This is a genomic window from Dolichospermum compactum NIES-806, from assembly GCF_002368115.1.
Taxonomy (GTDB): domain Bacteria; phylum Cyanobacteriota; class Cyanobacteriia; order Cyanobacteriales; family Nostocaceae; genus Dolichospermum; species Dolichospermum compactum.
Genome location: NZ_AP018316.1, coordinates 866134 through 885565, shown reverse-complemented (window position 1 = coordinate 885565; position 19432 = coordinate 866134). Strand labels below are relative to the sequence as shown.

The window sequence follows — 19432 nt, the reverse complement described above, 5'->3', positions numbered from 1 at the left end:
AAAACTTTTGTGTTTTATAATTATCATTATATCATCATTGCTATCTGAACATATTTAAAATCTTGTAATTTCTTGCTGTTATTGAAGTCTGAGACTTAATGAATATAAATTTTAGGTACTAAATTTTAGTTATTTGAGTTTCCACCATAAAAGTACCGCGAGAGCCAAAATATTTAATTATAATCAATTCATCTTCCAATTGTTCAATTACCTCAATATTGGTGATGTTTGCTAACTTTTCTAGTAATTCATTATCTGAATCTTTATCACCACCATAATATGAATAATCGGCATTATCAATCCATCTAGTTTTCACATTTTTAATGAGAGTTTCACGTTTTCCTTGTAGCATTCCCTGGGCAATCATTTTTTCTTTTTCATCTTCACTAATCTCCGAAAGTTTTGTCACAGATGCAGGTGGATTTGATGGTGGTTCTGTTGGGGATAATGTTTCATATCTGATACTATTATGTGCAGGATCTGGATTTCTTTGACCAGTTGTTGTTGTTGTTTCAGTGATAACAATTGCTTTCACTTTTACTTCAGAATTGACAAGATAAACAGGATAAATTGCTTTAATGATTTTTCCCTCATCATCGTACCCTTTTGCGGCTTCGTGATAATTGAAATGGAAAGGCACACCTTCACTTTCGAGACTCAGAAAAGCTGGTGGATCTGCAAGGTTAGCACGTTGCAGAAATATTAAAGCGTTGTTAATTGATTGCTGGATTTCAGTTTGAATATCTTGGTTTAGAGATGTAAAATTAAGGTGGAGTTTTTGACAAAGGTGATCGCTCAATTCTCTTATAGTTTGCTTAAAGTCGTCTTCTTGCCATTTGCCAGGAACAGGATATTGAACTTTTCCCTGTGCGATATTTGCTGCTTTTGTCAGCAGTTCTGAAACTTGTGATAATTGACCTTGTATATCAAATATTCCTAGCTTCTGAGAAAACAAGTTTAGCATTTCATTTAGCATTCCTGATAGTAATTCTATTGAAATTGTGTTTTCTCCTCGCATGATTGCCTGTCCACCAATCAGAACAATAGCCGAGATATCAGCTTTAATATCATTGACTTTTTCTCGACGCTGTTGCTTGAGTTCTGGGTTGCTTGTTGCCATCAATGTAAACAAGCTATTTGCTAAAGGATCAAGATATTGCTCTTTGAGAGTTTTATATTCACCTGTCAATACATGATGCTGGGGGCGATCGCTTGTTCCATCGTAATGAGTTCCTGTATTTTGTTTGACAGATGCTAGTTGTGTTAAAAGTCTGCCCTTGCTTGCTTCTAATTCAGCTAAATTTTGAACTATCGTTTGATTCTCTTTTTTGAGAGTTTCAATTTCCTCATTCTTTCTATCAATTTGTTGATGGTAATTACTTATTTTATTATTCAATTCTTTCTGAAGAGTTTCAATTTGTCCTTGATACCTTCCTATTAAAAGAGAAAAATTGTTTCTCTCTGCGGTAATCCTAGCAAGTTCTTTATTTAGTGATTTGTAGTCTCTATCCCAGTCTTGACAGATTTTCTCTAATTTACGATTTTCACGATTTAGCGATTCATTATCTTGTTCTTCTTCAGTTAGTTGTTGGCGCAATTTCTCTTTATCATCTAATAATCTGTTGATTAAATTAAGTGCTGGCTGAATATTTTCGTAAGCCACTTTTATCTCTGAATATTCAAACTGTGTGTCAGGTTGCCCATCGTAAATAGCACATAACCAGTTATAAACCAGCAGAAGTTTGTTGTATATTTGTTCGTTTGTTCTAGACATACCTAGCATACTTTTTAATGTATTTTTTCCTTGATCTATAAGTCCAATTTTTTTCTCTTTTGGAAATTGTTCAACTTGTTCTTTTGTTTCTGGCTGTGAGTTATTTGTCTCTTGAAATTCCATCATGTATAACCTTCCTTATTCAATCGAGTAGGTAGAAGAAAATCGCAAAGCAGTGTTGTAAGTTTTTCCTGTTTTGATATCTATAGCTGTGACAGCAATCTCAGTTTTACCAAAATTCATGGAAACTTCCACAGGGCGATCGCGTGTTCCTACTGTTGAGGAAATATCAACATCTAATTCACCTAATTCTTCTATCTCCGACTCATCGACATAGCGTGGATTCTGTTTCCGCGTTGCATAAAATTTAAAGTTAATGACTGTTTGATCGGCAGTTACAGGGTAGAAGGAATGAGTGACAACTTCATTCACACCGACACTTTCACCCGCCAATACAAAAGATCTAAAACGATTGAAAATATGCCAGTCACCTTGGTCTTCTAAATATTGTCGGTTGCTTTTTTGATTGCAATCGTACTTTTCATCGAATGGTTGACAACTTTGACAACCATAAGTAAGATGTGAACGACGTGAGCGGATGCTTTCTGGATTGATACCAAATGAAGCTGCCCCTTGGACAATAGCAGCACCCGGATCTGATGGCATAACAACCTTAATCCAACTCCCAAACTCTTTCTGAATCCGTTGACGTAAAACTGGGGATGTAGAAAATCCACCAACCACATAGAGAATGTCACATCCGCGATCATCTAGCCTGACAAATTGTTCTTTTACTTTTCGTACCAGACCATCCAATACAGGCTCAAAAAAGCCCTGCATGGTTTCTTTACTAAGATGAACTTTTTCATCATCGCCTTCCTGTTCATCAGCAAGTTGTTCTAATACCTGGGGATGGTCTTTAGAGAGGATTTTGTAGAGTCGGTTGGGAATTTCAAAATAAGTTGTGGCTGTTGTGGTAGGGTCAAAGTCACACTTTTTCCGTTCCCAGTTTGCCATCAGTTCTAACCATCCAACTGGGTCTTCTTCTTCATACCTCATCAAGGCTTGAGCCGTCAATTTAGTGACCAAGTATTCCCGAAACTCTTTGTCCACACAGGTTGAACCATAAGCTCCACCACTGCCTTCTGTTGCTTCATCTAGACCACCATGCGGGGAAACCTCATGGACTGTAATATCAACAGTACCACCACCACAATCTATAACCATGAAGCGGTTACCAGCTTCTAGTTCTGCTTGGTCTTTTTCTTGACAGTAAATAGCGGCCGCTTCAGGTTCGAGAACCAGTAACAGGCGCTCCCGATCATCATCGCTGTCAGTAATTAGTCCTGCTTTGATAGCAGCACGACGCATGAAAGATTTTTCTTCATCCTTCCAAATGGCAGGAATAGTTAAACACCAAAGAATTTCGTGATCTTTAAGTTCACCACTGGTAGCATTATCCAGTTCTTTACGCAATAATCCACCTAGTTGACGGAGGTAATCAGCTACAAGGTTAATGACTGGAAATTCTTGTCCGTTGTTAGCTGTGGCAATGGGACCTTCATCAGTACGTTTACGGCTTTCTCGCAGTGCCATTTTAAAGGTAGGAAAAAAGCTGTAGTCTTTAGCGTTTTTGGCTTGACGCAGTTCCGCTAATCGGGATAAGGCAGCATATCCCCATGTTTCCAATTTGCGATCGCCGTTATAGAGGCTTTGCGTCAAAGTTTTGATGTACGGAAAGGGTTGTTTGTCCCATTCATAGCGCCCGATAACCCGTTTATCGTCTTTAAAGGCATAGGCATAGCCTGAACGCGATGTTCCAAAGTCAATGGCTGCCACAACTTTGATCTTCTTGCTATCAAGGGTCACTACAATTAATCTCCTACAAACTATGAAAGTAATATCCTACACCATCTCTTTGTATCATAGATTGCACCTGATGGCAAGTTCAGAAAGAAGGGTCTAATGATTTAATCTCAAAATAACGTAGTATACCCCGGATTTCTCACCAAAATTCTCAAACCCTTATAAAATCTGGATTCTGGAGTTTCACACTGCATCAAAAATAAACCCCGTAAAAAATGCCTGAAACCGATTCTCTATCCGGGTTATACAAATTACGATTACATTATTCGTGAGAAATACGGGTATACTTGGGTTAATCGTATTGAACGGCAAGATGAAATACCTAACCCCAGAACAAGTTTACAATTTAGTTATCACCCTAAGACAACGGCAGAATGGGCTGACTTAGGGAAAATAGAATGTATCCGTTCCCCTGGTGGACACCGGAGATATCCAGAATCAGCATTTATCAAAACAGTCTCAACGGACAAAGAGCGAGTTCTCTATACCCGTGTCAGCACAAAAACCCAGGTGTTAGACATCTATTCGCTCTGAACTTATTTCCACTGTTTTATTCCCCTTCCCCTCAACTCCCCTGATAATACCCTAATCCTCTCCCGCTTCAATCCTTCCTTCGCTCTGTGGAGAACAAAATCTCTGTCTTCCTTTTTCTTCAAGACTTTAATTCCTGTTGTCTATTGAAAATGAGCGAACTGACAGTACTTAGTTGTATAATACTTTATAGTCATTTAAAATAAATAAAAAAATCCAGCCTTTTAACATTACTGCTAACCTACTTAAAATGCGACCTTATCACCAAATCCCCATTATTGAATGTGGTGAACCTTTAGTAAAGGTTCCTCTAGAATTGTTCGCGGTGGAGTCTCCTCACCCTTATCAAAAGTTAGGTGCTAATTATGGTGGACATTCACCTTATTATTTGCGCCAAAGTGTTGTTGAAAATTTGATTCAGGCACAAAATAATTTACAATTACTATGTCCTAATTGGTATATTCAAATATTTGATGCTTATCGTCCTGTGGCTGTGCAGCAGTTTATGGTAGATTACAGTTTTGGGGAAGCGTTGCGAGAACGAGGGTTGACTGAAAAGGAATTATCACCCCAGCAACGGGAAGATTTATGGAAGGCGGTTTATGAAATTTGGGCTGTACCTAGTTTAGATATGAACGCCCCTCCTCCCCACAGTACAGGGGCTGCGGTGGATATTACCCTAGTCAATGATTTTGGGGAAGTTGTGGATATGGGTTCACCTATTGATGAAATGTCCGATCGCTCTCATCCAGAATATTATACTCATAGTCATCAAGAGTATGATGCTAACCGTCAACTCTTACGAGATGTTATGTTAAAAGCTGGATTTCAACGCAATCCTAGAGAATGGTGGCATTTTTCCTTTGGTGATCAAATGTGGGCTTGGTTATATAATCAATCTCATCCCCAAACTGCGATGAAAGCACGTTATGGAAGATTAAGTTAAGTGATATGAATTTATGTTTCGCGCAAAGACACAAAGGCGCAAAGTTTGAGATTTTAAATCTTCCAATTTCATACTTTAATTTAGGAATACCGAAATTTTAAATCTTGTTGTGTTATAATCGTAGGCGCTACTAGTGAAGTAAAACTTCATAGTTGATTTTGGAGAGGTGTCCGAGTGGTTGATGGTGACGCACTCGAAATGCGTTTTGGGGAAACTCAACGGGGGTTCAAATCCCCCTCTCTCCGTTGAATTTGTGTTATGACTGCGGCTTTTCTTCCTTTTGTTGCTGAATTTCCGACGCTGGGTTTGGGTTGGTTTCCACAGTGGGAACTACCACACCTGCAGAACTTTCTGGTTGAGATTCCTGGGGTGGAGTCACTACAGGACGAGGTTCTGGTGCTGTATTTTCTGGAGGTGGAGAAGCTTTTTGGGATTCTTTAGAATCGCGCAGGGTATCCATTAAGGATGGTGAGGGAGTCACAACTGGTATTGATTTCTTTGTTGTATTTTCGGGAGTTGGAGTGGGTTGAGAGTTGTGATTCTCAGGTGCTTTTTCTTGAGAATTGCTGGTAGGAGTTGGTTCTGGAGAAACGCGAAGATTTTTAGGTTTTCTCCGCAAACGAGGTAAGGGTACAGATTGATTGAATGAGGAATTTTGAAGTTTTTGATTTGGAGATGATGGTGATATTTCCACAACAGGTTTAGGTGGAATAGGTTCATAAGTAGATTGTGCAAAAGATGGTTTCGGTGATGATTGTAAATTGGGTTTTGATAATATCCGCGTCATGCTAAAACCTGCGGTCGCTGCAACCAAAGCAATACTAATGCTAATAATTCCCTTCGATACACCTGTTTTTTTGCCAATGTTGGCGATTTTTGATGGTGTCGAAAGGGGATGAAAAGTAGCTTTTTTAGATGAATATTCTGATTGTAAATCTGATAAATTAATAGTAGGGATTGCTTGAGTCGGTAAACTTGGTGATGTGACAGCCAGCCTATTTTCTGGTAAAAGTTGCAGCCATTCTGCTACTGTGGTGGGGCGAAATTGTGGTTCTACAGCCATTCCTCGGTTAACTGCTTGATTAACAGCCGCACTCAGATGAGGTTGTAATTCACGGGGAGAAGGCATTTGTTCTCGATCACGCAATAATGCAGGTATGGGAACTTGTGCTGTTAGAAGTGCATATAAAGTTGCTGCCAACCCATAAACATCCGTAGCTGCTGTGCGTGGTGCTTGGGTTAAATACTGTTCAATGGGTGCATATCCCTCACTGACTAAACCTGTGTGTGTCTGCTTTGCCCCATTATTAAATTCTCTAGCAATGCCAAAATCAATTAGCACTACTTCCTGAGTTCCTTGACGCAAAATAATATTATCTGGTTTAATATCTCGGTGCAGCAACCCGTTATTATGCACCACTTGTAAGGCTGCACCTATTTGGCGGATATAATGAATGGCTGTAGCTTCTGGTAAGGGGATTCCTGGTAAAACAAATGCTGTACCTAAAGTGTCTCCACGAACATATTCCATTACCATGTAAGGTAAACTGTCTTCTTCAAAAAAGTCACTGACTCGGACAATATGAGGATGAACACAAGCGGCTAATCTCCTGGCTTCATCTTGAAACTGGCGCTGAAATTTGGGAAAATCGGGATGTTGCCGCAACCTTTCATTGATAGTTTTCATCACCACTTCTTGATTTAAATAGTGGTGCATAGCTTTGAAGGTAACACCAAATCCGCCCCGCCCTATCTCCTGGAGGATGGTATATTTTCCATTCTGCAAAATTGTTCCTGCTAACATAGGGTTTTTTCAGTCTTAAATAAGCAAATAATTAATTGGGTTATATAACTCCCATCTATTATGACAAGGGTTTTTGATTCTGCTTAAATATTGTCAGATATAGCAGGAGTCAGGAGTCAGGAGTCAGGAGTCAGGATAAAACCTCTTTGGTAGCAAGAACTTGACCATTTATTGATATCCTAACCGCCTTGGTACTTGCTATATCAGTATTGGTAATTAGTTATTTTCAATAAGATGAGGATAGGTTTTAAAGTATGCAAAATTTGTATCTTTTTAATCACAAGTCGCCATGATATCAGAATAATTATTAGTTGTTAATTGTCACCTATTACCTATGCTGAGGCTAGAATCTGTTAATTTTTATCGGCGGTTACAACATCAGCATCAATACCCAATTTTACAGGATATTTCCTTTAGGGTATCACCGGGCGATCGCTTAGTTATAGTTGGTGAATCTGGTGCTGGGAAAACTTCTTTATTACGCCTCATTAACCGCTTAAGTGAAACCACTAGCGGCAGAATTTATCTTCAAAATCAAGAATATCGGCAAATTCCCGTTATCCAACTCCGTCAACAGGTAATGCTTGTCCAGCAAGAATCTAAGTTATTGGGGATGACAGTTGGGGAAGCCTTGGCTTATCCTTTAGTTCTGCGCGGTCTACCAAAGCAAAAGATTCAGGAAAAAGTCAGTTATTGGCAAGAACAACTGCAAATTCCTGAACAATGGTTAGGACGAACTGAGGTGCAACTTGCTGCTGGACAAAGACAGTTAATTGCGATCGCTCGCGCCCTAGTTACCGAACCCCAGATTTTACTTCTAGATGAGCCTACATCAGCCTTAGACACTCCCACATCCACTCACTTAATGAATGTAATCACCCACCTAAATCAACCACCTTCCTCGGCAATTTTGATGGTAAATCGCCAAATAGATTTAGCTCAAGCATTTTGTACCCACCTCTTACATCTTCAGCAAGGTCAATTAGTAGTCAATCAACCTGCCGCTGAAATAGATTGGAATAACTTAGCAACCAGCTTAATCCAAGCCGAAACTCAAGCACTAGCAGAATGGACTTAAAGCACTTTCTGATGTTATGAGGTACAGTTTTTTATCGCAGAACTCGTAGGGGCGCAGGGTCTGCGCCCTCCATTGTATTTCATAAGAACGAGAATTCCTGTAACTCATTATCTGTTCCCTGCTCCCCTTTCCCTGTTTCATGAACTTTGAGTAGTTAGTACAGGAATTTGATTAGTAAATCTTTCTCTTGGTAATTTTGTTTGTGTTTGTGGAACATTAACATTCAAAATTTCCATGTTAAATCTGTATCCCACATTGCGGATAGTTTGAATTAAACTGGGTTGACGTGGATCAAGTTCCACCTTTTTCCGTAGCGATAAAACATGAGTATCAATAGTACGGGGATTATCAATAGCATCAGGCCAAGCACGACGTAATAATTCCGATCTACTTAAAGGCACTCCTCCAGCTTGTGCTAAAACGTATAATAAACTGAACTCCTGGGGCGTTAAATCAATAAACTCTCCTTGAAAACGCACCCGACGCTGAACTAAATCAATTTGCAAACTGCCATAATCTAAATAAGCTGGTGCAGTAGGTGTCCGGTTACGGCGAATAATTGCCTCAACCCTAGCCAAAAATTCTTGCATTCCAAAAGGTTTGCTTAAATAATCGTCCGCACCCGCTTTTAATCCCGTCACAATATCAGCTTCATTTGTACGAGCAGATAACATGAGAATCAAAGGCTGCTGTTGACGATGTAACCAGCGGCAAAACTCTACCCCATCCCCATCCGATAAATCCGCATCTAGAATGACTAGAGTGGGTTGATGGCTGATAAACACTTCTTTTGCTTGATAAATACTGGCAGCTTGATGAACTCGGTATTCTAGTTGTTGCAAGTGCCAACCCAACAACGACCTCAGATGGGGATTCCCCTCAACAATTTCTATACAAACCGAACCCACAGTGGCAAGACCCCTTAGCGTTGATGAATCTCAAATTAACAATCTCATGGTTAAGGTTTTGTAGTTTTTGTTACTTCAATAGACATATTCTTCATATTTCCCTCAAAAACCTTGCAGAAAATTTATTTTTTACTTTATTTACAGCCAAGCTAGTAGCTTTATTAAATTTTTATTACGTTTACATTATATCAATTTGACAACGGCAATAGGTAAATAAAATTACTTTCCTATCACTTGTAGCGGTATGAACTAGAATCAGCTACAAAATTTACTTCAAAAAGCCATACAACCATATCACTTTCACTCCTCTTTCTTCCTTCATTCTTTTCTTCTTCTTTTCTTCTTTTGATTCCTCCTGACTCCTGACTCCTACCCTTTATAATTAAAGTTTATTTTTAGCAATCTGTCCTACTCCTTCAGAGATATGATAAACTCGATAGAACAATCATTTACCAAAGGGAGTAGCACAAAAATCACACCCGATTATAACCAAAGGTAGAGACAGGTTGTTATTGATCCCGGAAACAGCCAACAAATTCTAAAACTTGATTTTACAGATTTATGCACTCATGGCTAGATTTGTATTCCCAGTGAACAACGTCTAAAAAATTGGATAAAAATCAATGACCCTTTGTGGTTACAAATAGATAGCTAACGTCAAGCTATCAGATTTAACTTTTGACAAAAAATCGTAAAAATACCTTACAAAATCAGCATATTTCCAATTTTTTGGCGTAGGATCTAATTAAGTTTTTAGCTGCTGGGGGGTCTCACCCAAGGTGAAAATATTAACTTATGAGTTAATACAGAAGAGGGAAGTGATACTTCATTAAGCGTGAATCATAATCTACAATTCTCATCGCAAAGAGATTAATACAGCAGTTATGCTCCAGGACACACAAACCATCCGCTACTACCAAAGACTTACCGACGCCTTCGTCGAATTATGGAATCGCGGTTATCGTATGGATGATATGCGGATGTATTTGGATGGATACCTAGCCGCACTTCGACATAGTAACATCATTGAACCATATTGGATTCATCGCTTAGAAGAGGAAGCCAGCCGTTATTTGCATGATGTATCTAACTTTGCAATGGTTCAACCAGAACCCGAAAAACAACATGGCTACTATTAAAGGTACTATCCGATTTTGCTAACTAGCCCATTACCGCCGATGATCATAGCACGATTTTTGCATTGGTCAATGGGGTATAGGGGACAAATTTTGGGAAATACTGCAATTTATATAAAATCAGACCCCTTAGTTTTACATCACCAAGGGGAATTTTTTTTGTCTATTTGCGGCTCTTCGGTGCTTGTTATGCTATATTACCAGTCGGTAAAAGGGAAAATTAATAGGCTCCAGTTTATGAATATTCTTGAGTGAAATTGACATTGAATAGGCTGAAAATTAGGGTAAATATGTTGCAAATTCTTGACTCAACTTTAAGAGAAGGAGAACTAGCTGAAAATAAAGACCTAGTAGATAAAATTCTCCAAGAGATTAAAGTAATTGCCAAAAGAGGAACTCCCATTGATATAGAAGAAGAACTACCAAAAATTATAGAAAAATTGGGAGCTATATTTTCATTTGTGACTCTTAACAATACTCAACTAAACACAAATATTAATATCACTAATGCACCTGTTGAATCATTAGTTTTAGGTACACAAATTACTTTTCGCTTCATTACTACCTACCTTCCGCACCCTAAACTGTCACACAACGAAAATTGGTCGTTTGGAGATTTGGTTTTAGCGAACTGCTTGCAGCAGCGCTTCGCTATCGCCTACCAATATTTCTTGGTTTTGGTACAAAATACAACATTAAATGGGGATAAAAATCAGAAAAAACCGATTGTGACACCGGGGGGTGCGGAATGTGGGTTACTATTCTCTTAGTTATTTCTACAGTATTTGCAATTTATTTATGGTGGATTGAACAAAAGCGAGTATCAATGGAAAAACTCATTTCTGATATAGATACCTGACTTATTTAAGAAGTCAGTAATCTGGATTTGATTTTAAATGGATGGTTTCCTCAGATAATTGACACAATTCTTCTAGGGATATCTTTTTGTCATTGTATAATTCTTCAATCTTCTTGGTAGCAGCTTCTAAAATTTCCTGACCACTTCTGATTTCGATGTTTAATTTATTTAGATTTTCATCAAAAATCACAAACAGCGATATATTTCTTTCAATAGTTTGTGCAATACCTTTCACTTTAAAATCAGTCACAAATTTACCTTCTGTGGGGACATGAAGAGGTAAATTGCAAGATTGAATAATTTCCTGAATATCTGCAAGTTGTAACCTAGAAATTGCGGTAATTTTCGCTTCTATATTCACAAATTCTGCTAAATCTGGCTGCTTAATTACAACATCTTCAAACGACTCATATTGAAATGTAATTTTCCCGGCTAAATTATCAGTAATTGCATAAATTTGGATAGAGTATGAAGGTTTAGGTACAGAACCCTGTGCATAGAATAAACTCCCCTCTACTGTGACAGTAATTTGAGATGTATCTGCTAGAGTTTGTAAAGATTGTAGATTAGCAATGGTACTTTTAACAAATACAGAATCCAGTCCTAAAATAGATGCTAAATCATTAGCTGTAGGTGGGGGATTAAACTCCATACCAGCACGAATAATAAACTCTTCTAAAACATTAAATTTGCGAGATTCTTTAATAGTTAATTCTAAGGAATTTTGAGTTACGGTATAGCCAAATTGACGCGCAGCTAAAACTAACAAACCAGAATTTTCAGCTTCAATTTTCTCAACTATATATTTGAGATTTTCATCAATCTTCTTAACTACAGAAGCAGGAAACATCAATAAAACCTCCATAATAATTAACAGTGTTGGCAACTTCAGAATACATATTACCCACTGTACCGGGTTTAGCTGTAAATAAATCGTGACAACCGACAATTACTAATAATTCTTGAGCGCGAGAAAAAGCCACATTCACCCGTTCTGGTTTATTTGCAAATCCCACATCTCCTTGAAGATTATTCCGTACCATACTGACAATTACTACTGGTCTTTCCATACCTTGAAATCTATCAACTGTACCTGTTCTAATTTGTAAAGAAGGGAAAAGCTCAGATTGCAACCGTTCATCAATTTTTCGTAATTGAGCGCCATAAAATGTAATTACAGCTATTTCTTTTCTTGGTTCTCCATTTGCAACTTTATGCACCCAAACCCGCTCAAATTGCTGACAGATACTTTCAATCACATCAATTTCCTTAATATTAAAAAATGAAGTTCCATTGCGTTCTTCTTGAAATTGATTTTCTCTAGGCATTTTTACCCAACATAGATGATGATCCGGTTGAATAATTTCCCCTGCTAAATTATGAGCGCGTTTTGTATCAGGTTCTAAAATCCCACATTCCAATTTACCATGATAAAATTGATTAATTGCGCCCATAATCATCGGGTGCATTCGATATTGAGTATTCAGCATTTTTTTAATGCTTTTATCGGCGGTTTCAAACTGACTTTTAAATAATGACTCTTCTAAAAATTGCAATTCTTCTCTGGTATTACCCATTGTTTTCGCAACTTCTTCCACAGTGCTAGTATCAAGCATAGGTGGTAATTGCCGATGATCTCCTACCATGACTAATTTTTTACCTTTTAAAGCCGGAATTAGCAATTCTGGAGGAGTGCATTTACTAACTTCATCAATAATCACAACATCAAAAGATTGAAATTCTTCTGAGAAATTATAATTTGCCGCTTGAACGCAAGTAATACCGACAACGTTAGCATTATCTAAATAAATCCCCCTTAAATCTTTACTATCTTGTTCTGAAGGTTTACGAAGTTTTGCAACCCAATCTTTCACAAAGTTTTGATATTTTTGCAAATAATTTTCTTCACTTTTTAGCTGTCGTTTCCATGACTTAAATTTATTTTGAATACTGCATAAAGAGTCTGAATCAAATAAATTATCATTAGATAATTCTGGTTTGAGTTTATCTGGGATTGTTTGCCAAATTGACTGCCACCAATTCCGTTCGCTAATTAAACTATCTGATAAATGTAATTGTAATTTCTGTTCTAAATCAGATATTTTTCTTTGTAATTCTTCAATTTCTTGTTTATAAATATCAGCTTCTGCTTGCAAATTTATGAACTCCTGATTTAAAGAGTCTTTAATAGTTGCTAAAATGGTAAAAGGTGCTAATGAGGAAATCAGAGTTTCCATTTCATTGACGCGATTTTCCCAAAATTTTACTTGCTGAGAAAATTCCTGTGTTTGTTCCCAAATATTTGCTTGTCTAGTCAGATATTTTTCTGCCATAATCCTTAATGGCAAAGGGATATTTTGCTGTTTATGCAGTGCTTGTAAGTTATGGATAACTTCTGCTAGTTTTAAATTAGCAGCTTCTTTGCTTTTTTTTACCTGAAATTTAGCTTCAGATATTTGTTCTGAAGAAATTGCATTTTGCGGAAGTTCTTGAAATTGCTGGTGTAAGATTTGTAATTGTTGTTCAGCTTCAGTTTTAACTCTTAAAACACATTGACGGGCATGAACTAAGATAATATCTAGTAATTCTTGGGTAATACGGGTAAGAGTAGCTTCAATATTCTTCCATTCAAAGGAATTACCATAAATTTTTTCCAATCTAATTAAAAAGACTTGAGTATTTTCAACTAGCAATTTTCGCTGTTTAGGATTGAGGAGTTGATAATTTTGGAGTTTTTGATAGGTTGTTTGCCATTGAATTTGATCGGGTTTTGATAATACTATCGGAATCTGACTAAAACTTTTCTGTAAAAAATAACTAAAATCATATTTTTTACCTTTTCTATCTGTAAAGTTACCTTCTATTTCATAAGATATGGCTTTTGTTAATACTCCCCAATCTGGCAAACTGATTTGATAATTTTTGGGAACAATAGTTAATTTTAATGTCTTGGCAAACATCAATAAACCTAATGGTAAATCTACCATGTTTTCTGTTAAAACTAAATTAGATTGTTGACATTCTTTTAAAACTTGATACAAGTTGTTGTAAGCTGTAGATTTCCATTCGACAATGGCTTCAATAATATAATCAATTTCCCGTTTGCGATTTTCCCAAATTTGGATTGTTGGCTGTAAATCATTTTGGGTATTAAATTTCTGATAATCTGTTTCTAATTTCTCCAAGGATACAGAATACTGTTGAAAAATATAAACCAATTTGGCTACTTCGGAAATGGCTAAACCTACATCATTAGCATTTTTTAATCCTGGTTTAAATCCAGAAAGATGAGTCGTGATATTTTCCTGTAACCAAATCGCTAATCCAAATGCACCAAAACCTGGACGGACAAAACCCAGTTCTTCAATACATTTGATAGTTTGACGCACATTTTCTCGAAAATCTACTAATTCTTGGTTATTTTCTGTATAAGGTTTAATTTGTGGTAAAAAATTGTTAATTTCCGAAGATTCCCAATCTATATTTGTGGAATTTTTCAGGATATTTTCTAAACCAGTAATTAAATATTCAATTTCTTTTTGCTTGATTAATGTTTGCTGATATTCAAGCTGTTGATTTTGATAAGAGGCTTCTAAAGTTTGTTTTTCAGTTTTAAGTTCATTCTGTTGCTGATTTATTTCTGCTTCTGCGAGAAAATAGTCTGTAAATCGTGGTAATAATAGTAATAATTGATTGAGGATTTTGATATTTTTGTGCCGTTGACTGAGATTATTTTCACAGTCAGTCGCCGTATTTTGTAGCCATGTGCCGATTACTTGATCTTCTAAAAATGGCTGTCCTTCTTCGCCAACTTTTTCGGCTCGTCCTTTTCTAATAGCGCGAATAACGGGATTATGAACTAAGCGACTGAGGGCGTTATCAACGGCTAAATTGGCTTGAGAGGTAATTAATGTCCGTCCTCCACGCAAGGCTACCTGATAGCAAATTTCCGCAATTACGGTAGTTTTTCCTGTACCTGGTGGTCCTTGAATCAACACTAAGTCTTCTGCAGACAAGACTTTTTCGACTGCGGCTTTTTGTCCAGCATTTGCGGAGGATAATAATAAGTCTTTTGAGTTTAGTTTAATCCTTTTGATAATCGGTCTGGCTTGGGAAGCGTCAAAGAGAAAGTTACCTAAATAGGGATTTTGAGTGCGTCCTTGTCTTAATTGTTCTAGAGCTTTTTCTTTGCGTTCGATTTGTTTGATGTCTCCAGCAGCATCAAAAAATAAGTAGCCTTTGTCAGGAAGTTGATAATTACCTTTGGCTATATATTCAATTAGTTCTCGTTCTAGGCGAATATGAATAAGATTATGTTTTTGATCAATTTTTTCAATAGTTCCTAATTGACGACTCTGGCGACGATTTTTATCTGTCGGTACGGAATTGAGAAAGTTGACTTCCTGATTTTTGGCTTTTTTGACTCGTTCCCAGAAATTATCCACACCTAAAATATTCTCTTCAGAACCATCTAATGTGGCTGAGTTAACTTTAATTTCTAACGCGATTTGTCGAGAATTTGAGCTATTGTTAGCAAGCAGAAAAGATACACAAAATTGGCGTGATTTAGCAATACGTTCTTCTACTTTTAAGAAGGCTTTCCAAGCTTTAAGTTGATCTTCGGTGGGGACATGATTTCCGCAAATTGGCATATTTTTTATTTTTGCCAATAATGGTTTGGGAATATCCAAACGATGTTGATGATTTGGGCTTAGTCGCAACCAATAGGGTAAGGCATAGCCGTCAATATTTCCTCGCAATTCATGTAGTAAATAAGCTGATAAAATTTTAAATCCGCCATGTCCATCTTGACGAATGGCAGCTTTGAATGCTAGGGTCTTTCCTAGCTTTTTTAATTTTTTTGGAAGTTGAAAGTTATCTTGGTCTGTGGCTATAGTTAGTTCCCAAATCTCTTCTCCTGATTCTTTTCCTGTTCCTTGACGACGAATATAAAATAACCCCGGTTGTTTACCAACTAAATCAAATAATAATTCATTGGCAAGTTCTCGCCGTTCTCGAAAGTCAGGATATAATTGTAGGGATGATTGACCTTCAAAATGGCGAACTAAATTATCAACGGCTGAACCTATGAATGTATAACCACAATCTTCTATCTTTGTTTTATTATTCATAGTTTTGGTAGTAAATAGGAGTAATAAATAATTTAATATTTAAAAATAAATTTGAAATTGTTGCCAATAGAGATAGGTGTTGGGTTGCGTTCCTTAACCCAACCTACACCTAATAAATGATTTTAAGAAGCTAGTGCTACTTCTACCGCTTGTTGTAATTCACCTTTATTGTACATTTCAATCAAAATATCAGAACCGCCAACGAATTGACCATTAATGTACACTTGGGGAATTGTTGGCCAGTTAGAATATTCTTTGATGCCTTGACGAATTTCTTGATCTGCAAGTACGTCAATGGTTTCAAAGGGAACTCCTAATGTATTGAGAATTTGGACAACGTTATTAGAGAAACCACATTGGGGCATTAATTTATTGCCCTTCATGAAAACCATAATTTTGTTTTCTTCTACCAAAGTATCAATTCTTTCTTTAAGTTCTGGGGTCATGATTAGTTATTTCCTGATGTTACTGAAATTCAAGAGTTGATACGATCTTAGATTTTGTTTTCCTAATCCAAAATCCCAAATCTAAAATCTAAAATTAGTTTGTTGCTTGCCAATCTTCGGGAGTGTAGGTTTTAAGTGCTAAAGCATGAATCGCTTCACTGGACATGGCTTGTTGCAATGCGCCATAAACTAGTTGGTGTTGTTGCACCAGTCCCTTATCTGCAAACTGCGATGAAACTACTGTTACCTGATAGTGATCACCACCACCTGTCAAGTCTTTTACTTGCACTTGGGCATCTGGCATTTGTGCCTTGATCATTGTCTCTACCTGTTGCGGACTCATTATCGCAATTCCTGAAAAACTTACTTCTCTATTATTAACAGATATGTAGCGGTTGGCTGTTGCCTATTAGCATTTGCCGATTATTTTTTACCTTGACGAGGAAAGGGGACATCTACAAAACCTAGTTCAAATAATTGTTGGTATGCTTTTGTTCCTAGTTCTCTGGTGGGGTTTTGACTTTTGATGACTTGCACTAGTAAAGGTATGGCCAATTCTGGCTGATTTTGAGATCGGTGTACTAGGGCTAATTGATAGGTGGCTTCATCGCGCTTTTGGGCAGTTGTTAAAGCATTTTTGCGGTAGGCATCGGCGGCGCGAATGTCAATACCTGCAAAACTAGAGTTGAGGTCTTGGTAAAAGCTTGATAATTGATTATAAACTTGGCGGGCTTCTTGGAGTTTTTTGGCTGCTAGGGCGTAGTTTTGATTAGAAACGGCTTCGGTTGATTCTTTCATCAAGCGATCGCCTCCCTCTATACTTAAAAGATTATTACTTATTCCTGTGGGACTAAGGGTATTAGGTTGATCTCTATCAATAGCTTTTGGTTGTTCCGTCGGTTTTGGTTTTTCAGCGGGTTTGGCTTGATTTACAGGATTAGATACCTTTTTCCCTTCAGCATAGGCAGGTGATAGCAGTCCCAAAAATACTATGATTGATAAAGATGTAAAGCGAATTAAGGTAGCAGCATTCATGAGTTTAATTAGTGCAACAATTCTATAGAAAAAGTTGGGAAACCTTGTGTATCTTAACTCTCTTTGTCCTAGAGATAACGTCAGACACTCGATAACTATTCAAAAAGCAAAAGAGAAAATCCTCCAACTAACGCTAGAGGATATATTCTCCATACTTTTTGTTAGTCGTCAGTTACCTATTTTAAAGTTCCCAAAACAGGTGTTAACTCAGTCGCTGGAATCTGCGGATTTAAGAATCCACTCGCATAAATATGAGGATTGGTTTGGGAAATAATCGTATAAGATTGGCGAACATGAGCATTGACAGCCACAGTTTTTGCATCATACATTTGCATAGCCACCTTGGGGTAGAAACCAATACCAATAATCAGCACCAGAAAACAGGCAGCAATAAACACTTCACGGGGTCTGGCATCAGTGTATACAGTTTCCGTTGGTAAAAGGCAATCTGTACCAAAACAAGCCGTCCCTTCATCTTCCTGATTTTCTAAATCGGCATTGTTAATATCGCAAATCAGGGCTGCACCGGAACCATAAAACACTTGACGCAGCATGGACAGTAGATAAATAGGTGTGAGGATAACGCCCACAGCGGCTAAAAAGACGGTGACGGTGCAAAATGTGGAAGTGTAAACATCGCTAGTTGTGATACCCACAAATACGGAAAGTTCGCCAACAAAGCCACTCATTCCCGGTAAAGCCAATGATGCCATAGCCCCCATTGTGAATAACGCAAATACTTTCGGCATAGCTTGACCAATACCGCCCATTTCTGCCATCATCATCGTGCGAGAGCGATCATAGGTGACACCTGCCAAGAAGAATAACACGGAAGCAATTAAACCATGTGATATCATCTGCAACATTGCACCGTTGATACCCAAATCGGTAAAAGAGGCAATTCCTATCAGGACAAAACCCATGTGGGAAATTGACGAATAAGCCAAACGCCGTTTCATATTCGTTTGGGCAAAGGAATTTAAAGCACCATAGATAATGTTGACAACACCGATAATAGCTAGAACCGGGGCAAAGTAAACATGAGCATCGGCAAGTAGGTCAAGATTTAGGCGAATTAGTCCATATCCGCCCATTTTCAACAGCACACCCGCCAAAATCATAGATACTGGAGAAGATGCTTCTCCGTGAGCATCTGGTAGCCAAGTATGCAAGGGGAAAATTGCCAATTTTACGCCAAAGGCAATTAACAAACCCGCATATAGTAGTAGTTGCAGAGTGAGAGGATATTCTTTATGGGCAAGTTCTGCAACATCAAAAGTTACATTTCCGCCGCCATATAGCCCCATTGCTAGGGCTGCTACCAAGATAAATATAGAAGCCGCTGCGGTATAAAGTAAAAATTTTGTAGCTGCGTAGCGTCGTCGTTGTCCACCCCAAATACAAACGAGTAAATATACGGGGATTAGTTCGACTTCCCACATAATGAAAAATAACAGCAAGTCTTGGGCGACAAATACCCCAACCTGTGCAGAATACAACACAAGCATGAGAAAATAGAAAAGCTTTGGTCTCCGGTCAACTTGCCAAGCCGAAAAAATCGCCAGTGTGGTGACAAATCCCGCCAAAAGTACCAAGGGGGCGGAAATACCATCCACAGAAACAGCCCAGTTTAAGCCCAATTGAGGCATCCAGACATAATTTTCTACCAGTTGAAAATTCGCATTACTGGCGTCGTAATGTTGCCAAAAGGCACAACACATTAAAATAAAGTCGGCAATACCTACGCCCAGTGCATACCATCTGACGAGTTTGCCATCTTTATCTGGCAATACAGGGATGAGAAAGGATGCTACAAGTGGAAATAGGACAATCGCGGTAAGCCAAGGAAATTGATCCGCTATCATGTCAATAGGAAAAAATACTTATTGGTGAATGATGTTATTGTACTAAACTTTT

Annotated in this window: 14 protein-coding genes and 1 tRNA gene; 5 read left to right on the top strand and 10 right to left on the bottom strand. The window is 37.7% G+C overall.

Annotation, left to right across the window (positions count from 1 at the left end; translation table 11 throughout):
* Window positions 1-118: 118 nt before the first annotated feature.
* Both CA730_RS04155 and CA730_RS04150 read right to left on the bottom strand, forming a co-directional pair.
* Complete coding sequence (locus tag CA730_RS04155) at window positions 119-1900, bottom strand: hypothetical protein (RefSeq protein WP_157749912.1); 1782 nt, start codon at window positions 1898-1900, stop codon at window positions 119-121.
* 12 nt (window positions 1901-1912) lie between these two features.
* Window positions 1913-3643: an Hsp70 family protein gene (locus CA730_RS04150; RefSeq protein ID WP_096664349.1), complete on the bottom strand. Its 1731-nt coding sequence runs from the start codon at window positions 3641-3643 to the stop codon at window positions 1913-1915.
* Between the two features lie 778 nt (window positions 3644-4421).
* Between CA730_RS04150 and CA730_RS04145 the strand changes: the two genes are divergently transcribed.
* Both CA730_RS04145 and CA730_RS04140 read left to right on the top strand, forming a co-directional pair.
* A complete protein-coding gene (locus CA730_RS04145) occupies window positions 4422-5117 on the top strand; it encodes a M15 family metallopeptidase (protein WP_096664346.1) in 696 nt (231 codons plus the stop codon).
* Window positions 5118-5277: 160 nt separating this feature from the next.
* Window positions 5278-5362: transfer RNA gene (locus tag CA730_RS04140), tRNA-Ser, on the top strand.
* Between the two features lie 11 nt (window positions 5363-5373).
* Here the strand turns inward: CA730_RS04140 and CA730_RS04135 are convergent.
* Window positions 5374-6921, bottom strand: coding sequence for a protein kinase domain-containing protein (locus CA730_RS04135; RefSeq protein WP_096664343.1), 1548 nt, complete (start codon window positions 6919-6921; stop codon window positions 5374-5376).
* Window positions 6922-7255: 334 nt separating this feature from the next.
* On the opposite strand from CA730_RS04135, the gene CA730_RS04130 reads away from it, so the two are divergent.
* Window positions 7256-7999 (top strand): ABC transporter ATP-binding protein, encoded by a 744-nt coding sequence (locus tag CA730_RS04130; RefSeq protein ID WP_096664340.1) that lies wholly within the window; start codon window positions 7256-7258, stop codon window positions 7997-7999.
* A 137-nt stretch (window positions 8000-8136) separates the two neighbouring features.
* On the opposite strand, the gene CA730_RS04125 is transcribed toward CA730_RS04130, so the two are convergent.
* The gene (locus tag CA730_RS04125) at window positions 8137-8907 is read right to left on the bottom strand and encodes a response regulator transcription factor (protein ID WP_096664337.1); all 771 of its coding nucleotides are present in this window, start codon (window positions 8905-8907) and stop codon (window positions 8137-8139) included.
* Between the two features lie 884 nt (window positions 8908-9791).
* Here CA730_RS04125 and CA730_RS04120 point away from each other — a divergent pair.
* A complete protein-coding gene (locus CA730_RS04120; RefSeq protein ID WP_096664334.1) occupies window positions 9792-10046 on the top strand; it encodes a DUF6761 family protein in 255 nt (84 codons plus the stop codon).
* A 287-nt stretch (window positions 10047-10333) separates the two neighbouring features.
* Complete coding sequence (locus tag CA730_RS04115; RefSeq protein ID WP_096664331.1) at window positions 10334-10813, top strand: hypothetical protein; 480 nt, start codon at window positions 10334-10336, stop codon at window positions 10811-10813.
* 102 nt (window positions 10814-10915) lie between these two features.
* Here CA730_RS04115 and CA730_RS04110 read toward each other — a convergent pair whose 3' ends face one another.
* The 6 genes from CA730_RS04110 to CA730_RS04085 form a co-directional block, all read right to left on the bottom strand.
* A complete protein-coding gene (locus tag CA730_RS04110) occupies window positions 10916-11752 on the bottom strand; it encodes a hypothetical protein (RefSeq protein WP_231939970.1) in 837 nt (278 codons plus the stop codon).
* The gene (locus tag CA730_RS04105) at window positions 11730-16034 is read right to left on the bottom strand and encodes an AAA domain-containing protein (protein ID WP_096664328.1); all 4305 of its coding nucleotides are present in this window, start codon (window positions 16032-16034) and stop codon (window positions 11730-11732) included. The genes CA730_RS04110 and CA730_RS04105 overlap by 23 nt, the downstream gene beginning before the upstream one ends.
* Before the next feature lie 122 nt (window positions 16035-16156).
* On the bottom strand, window positions 16157-16480 hold the full coding sequence (grxD, locus tag CA730_RS04100; RefSeq protein ID WP_039199298.1) for a Grx4 family monothiol glutaredoxin: 324 nt from the start codon (window positions 16478-16480) through the stop codon (window positions 16157-16159).
* 94 nt (window positions 16481-16574) lie between these two features.
* A complete protein-coding gene (locus CA730_RS04095; RefSeq protein ID WP_096664325.1) occupies window positions 16575-16826 on the bottom strand; it encodes a BolA family protein in 252 nt (83 codons plus the stop codon).
* Window positions 16827-16903: 77 nt separating this feature from the next.
* Entirely contained in the window at window positions 16904-17515 is a 612-nt protein-coding gene (locus CA730_RS04090; RefSeq protein ID WP_096664322.1) for a hypothetical protein, read from the bottom strand.
* Between the two features lie 176 nt (window positions 17516-17691).
* Window positions 17692-19380, bottom strand: coding sequence for an NAD(P)H-quinone oxidoreductase subunit 4 (locus CA730_RS04085; protein WP_096664319.1), 1689 nt, complete (start codon window positions 19378-19380; stop codon window positions 17692-17694).
* Window positions 19381-19432: the final 52 nt, after the last annotated feature.

What these genes read in the sequence shown, in the direction of transcription:
- CA730_RS04155 (WP_157749912.1), bottom strand. Translation starts at nt 1,900, where the DNA reads ATGATGGAATTTCAAGAGACAAATAACTCACAGCCAGAAACAAAAGAA.
- CA730_RS04145 (WP_096664346.1), top strand. Translation starts at nt 4,422, where the DNA reads ATGCGACCTTATCACCAAATCCCCATTATTGAATGTGGTGAACCTTTA.
- CA730_RS04135 (WP_096664343.1), bottom strand. Translation starts at nt 6,921, where the DNA reads ATGTTAGCAGGAACAATTTTGCAGAATGGAAAATATACCATCCTCCAG.
- CA730_RS04130 (WP_096664340.1), top strand. Translation starts at nt 7,256, where the DNA reads ATGCTGAGGCTAGAATCTGTTAATTTTTATCGGCGGTTACAACATCAG.
- CA730_RS04120 (WP_096664334.1), top strand. Translation starts at nt 9,792, where the DNA reads ATGCTCCAGGACACACAAACCATCCGCTACTACCAAAGACTTACCGAC.
- CA730_RS04115 (WP_096664331.1), top strand. Translation starts at nt 10,334, where the DNA reads ATGTTGCAAATTCTTGACTCAACTTTAAGAGAAGGAGAACTAGCTGAA.
- CA730_RS04110 (WP_231939970.1), bottom strand. Translation starts at nt 11,752, where the DNA reads ATGTTTCCTGCTTCTGTAGTTAAGAAGATTGATGAAAATCTCAAATAT.
- CA730_RS04105 (WP_096664328.1), bottom strand. Translation starts at nt 16,034, where the DNA reads ATGAATAATAAAACAAAGATAGAAGATTGTGGTTATACATTCATAGGT.
- grxD (WP_039199298.1), bottom strand. Translation starts at nt 16,480, where the DNA reads ATGACCCCAGAACTTAAAGAAAGAATTGATACTTTGGTAGAAGAAAAC.
- CA730_RS04090 (WP_096664322.1), bottom strand. Translation starts at nt 17,515, where the DNA reads ATGAATGCTGCTACCTTAATTCGCTTTACATCTTTATCAATCATAGTA.
- CA730_RS04085 (WP_096664319.1), bottom strand. Translation starts at nt 19,380, where the DNA reads ATGATAGCGGATCAATTTCCTTGGCTTACCGCGATTGTCCTATTTCCA.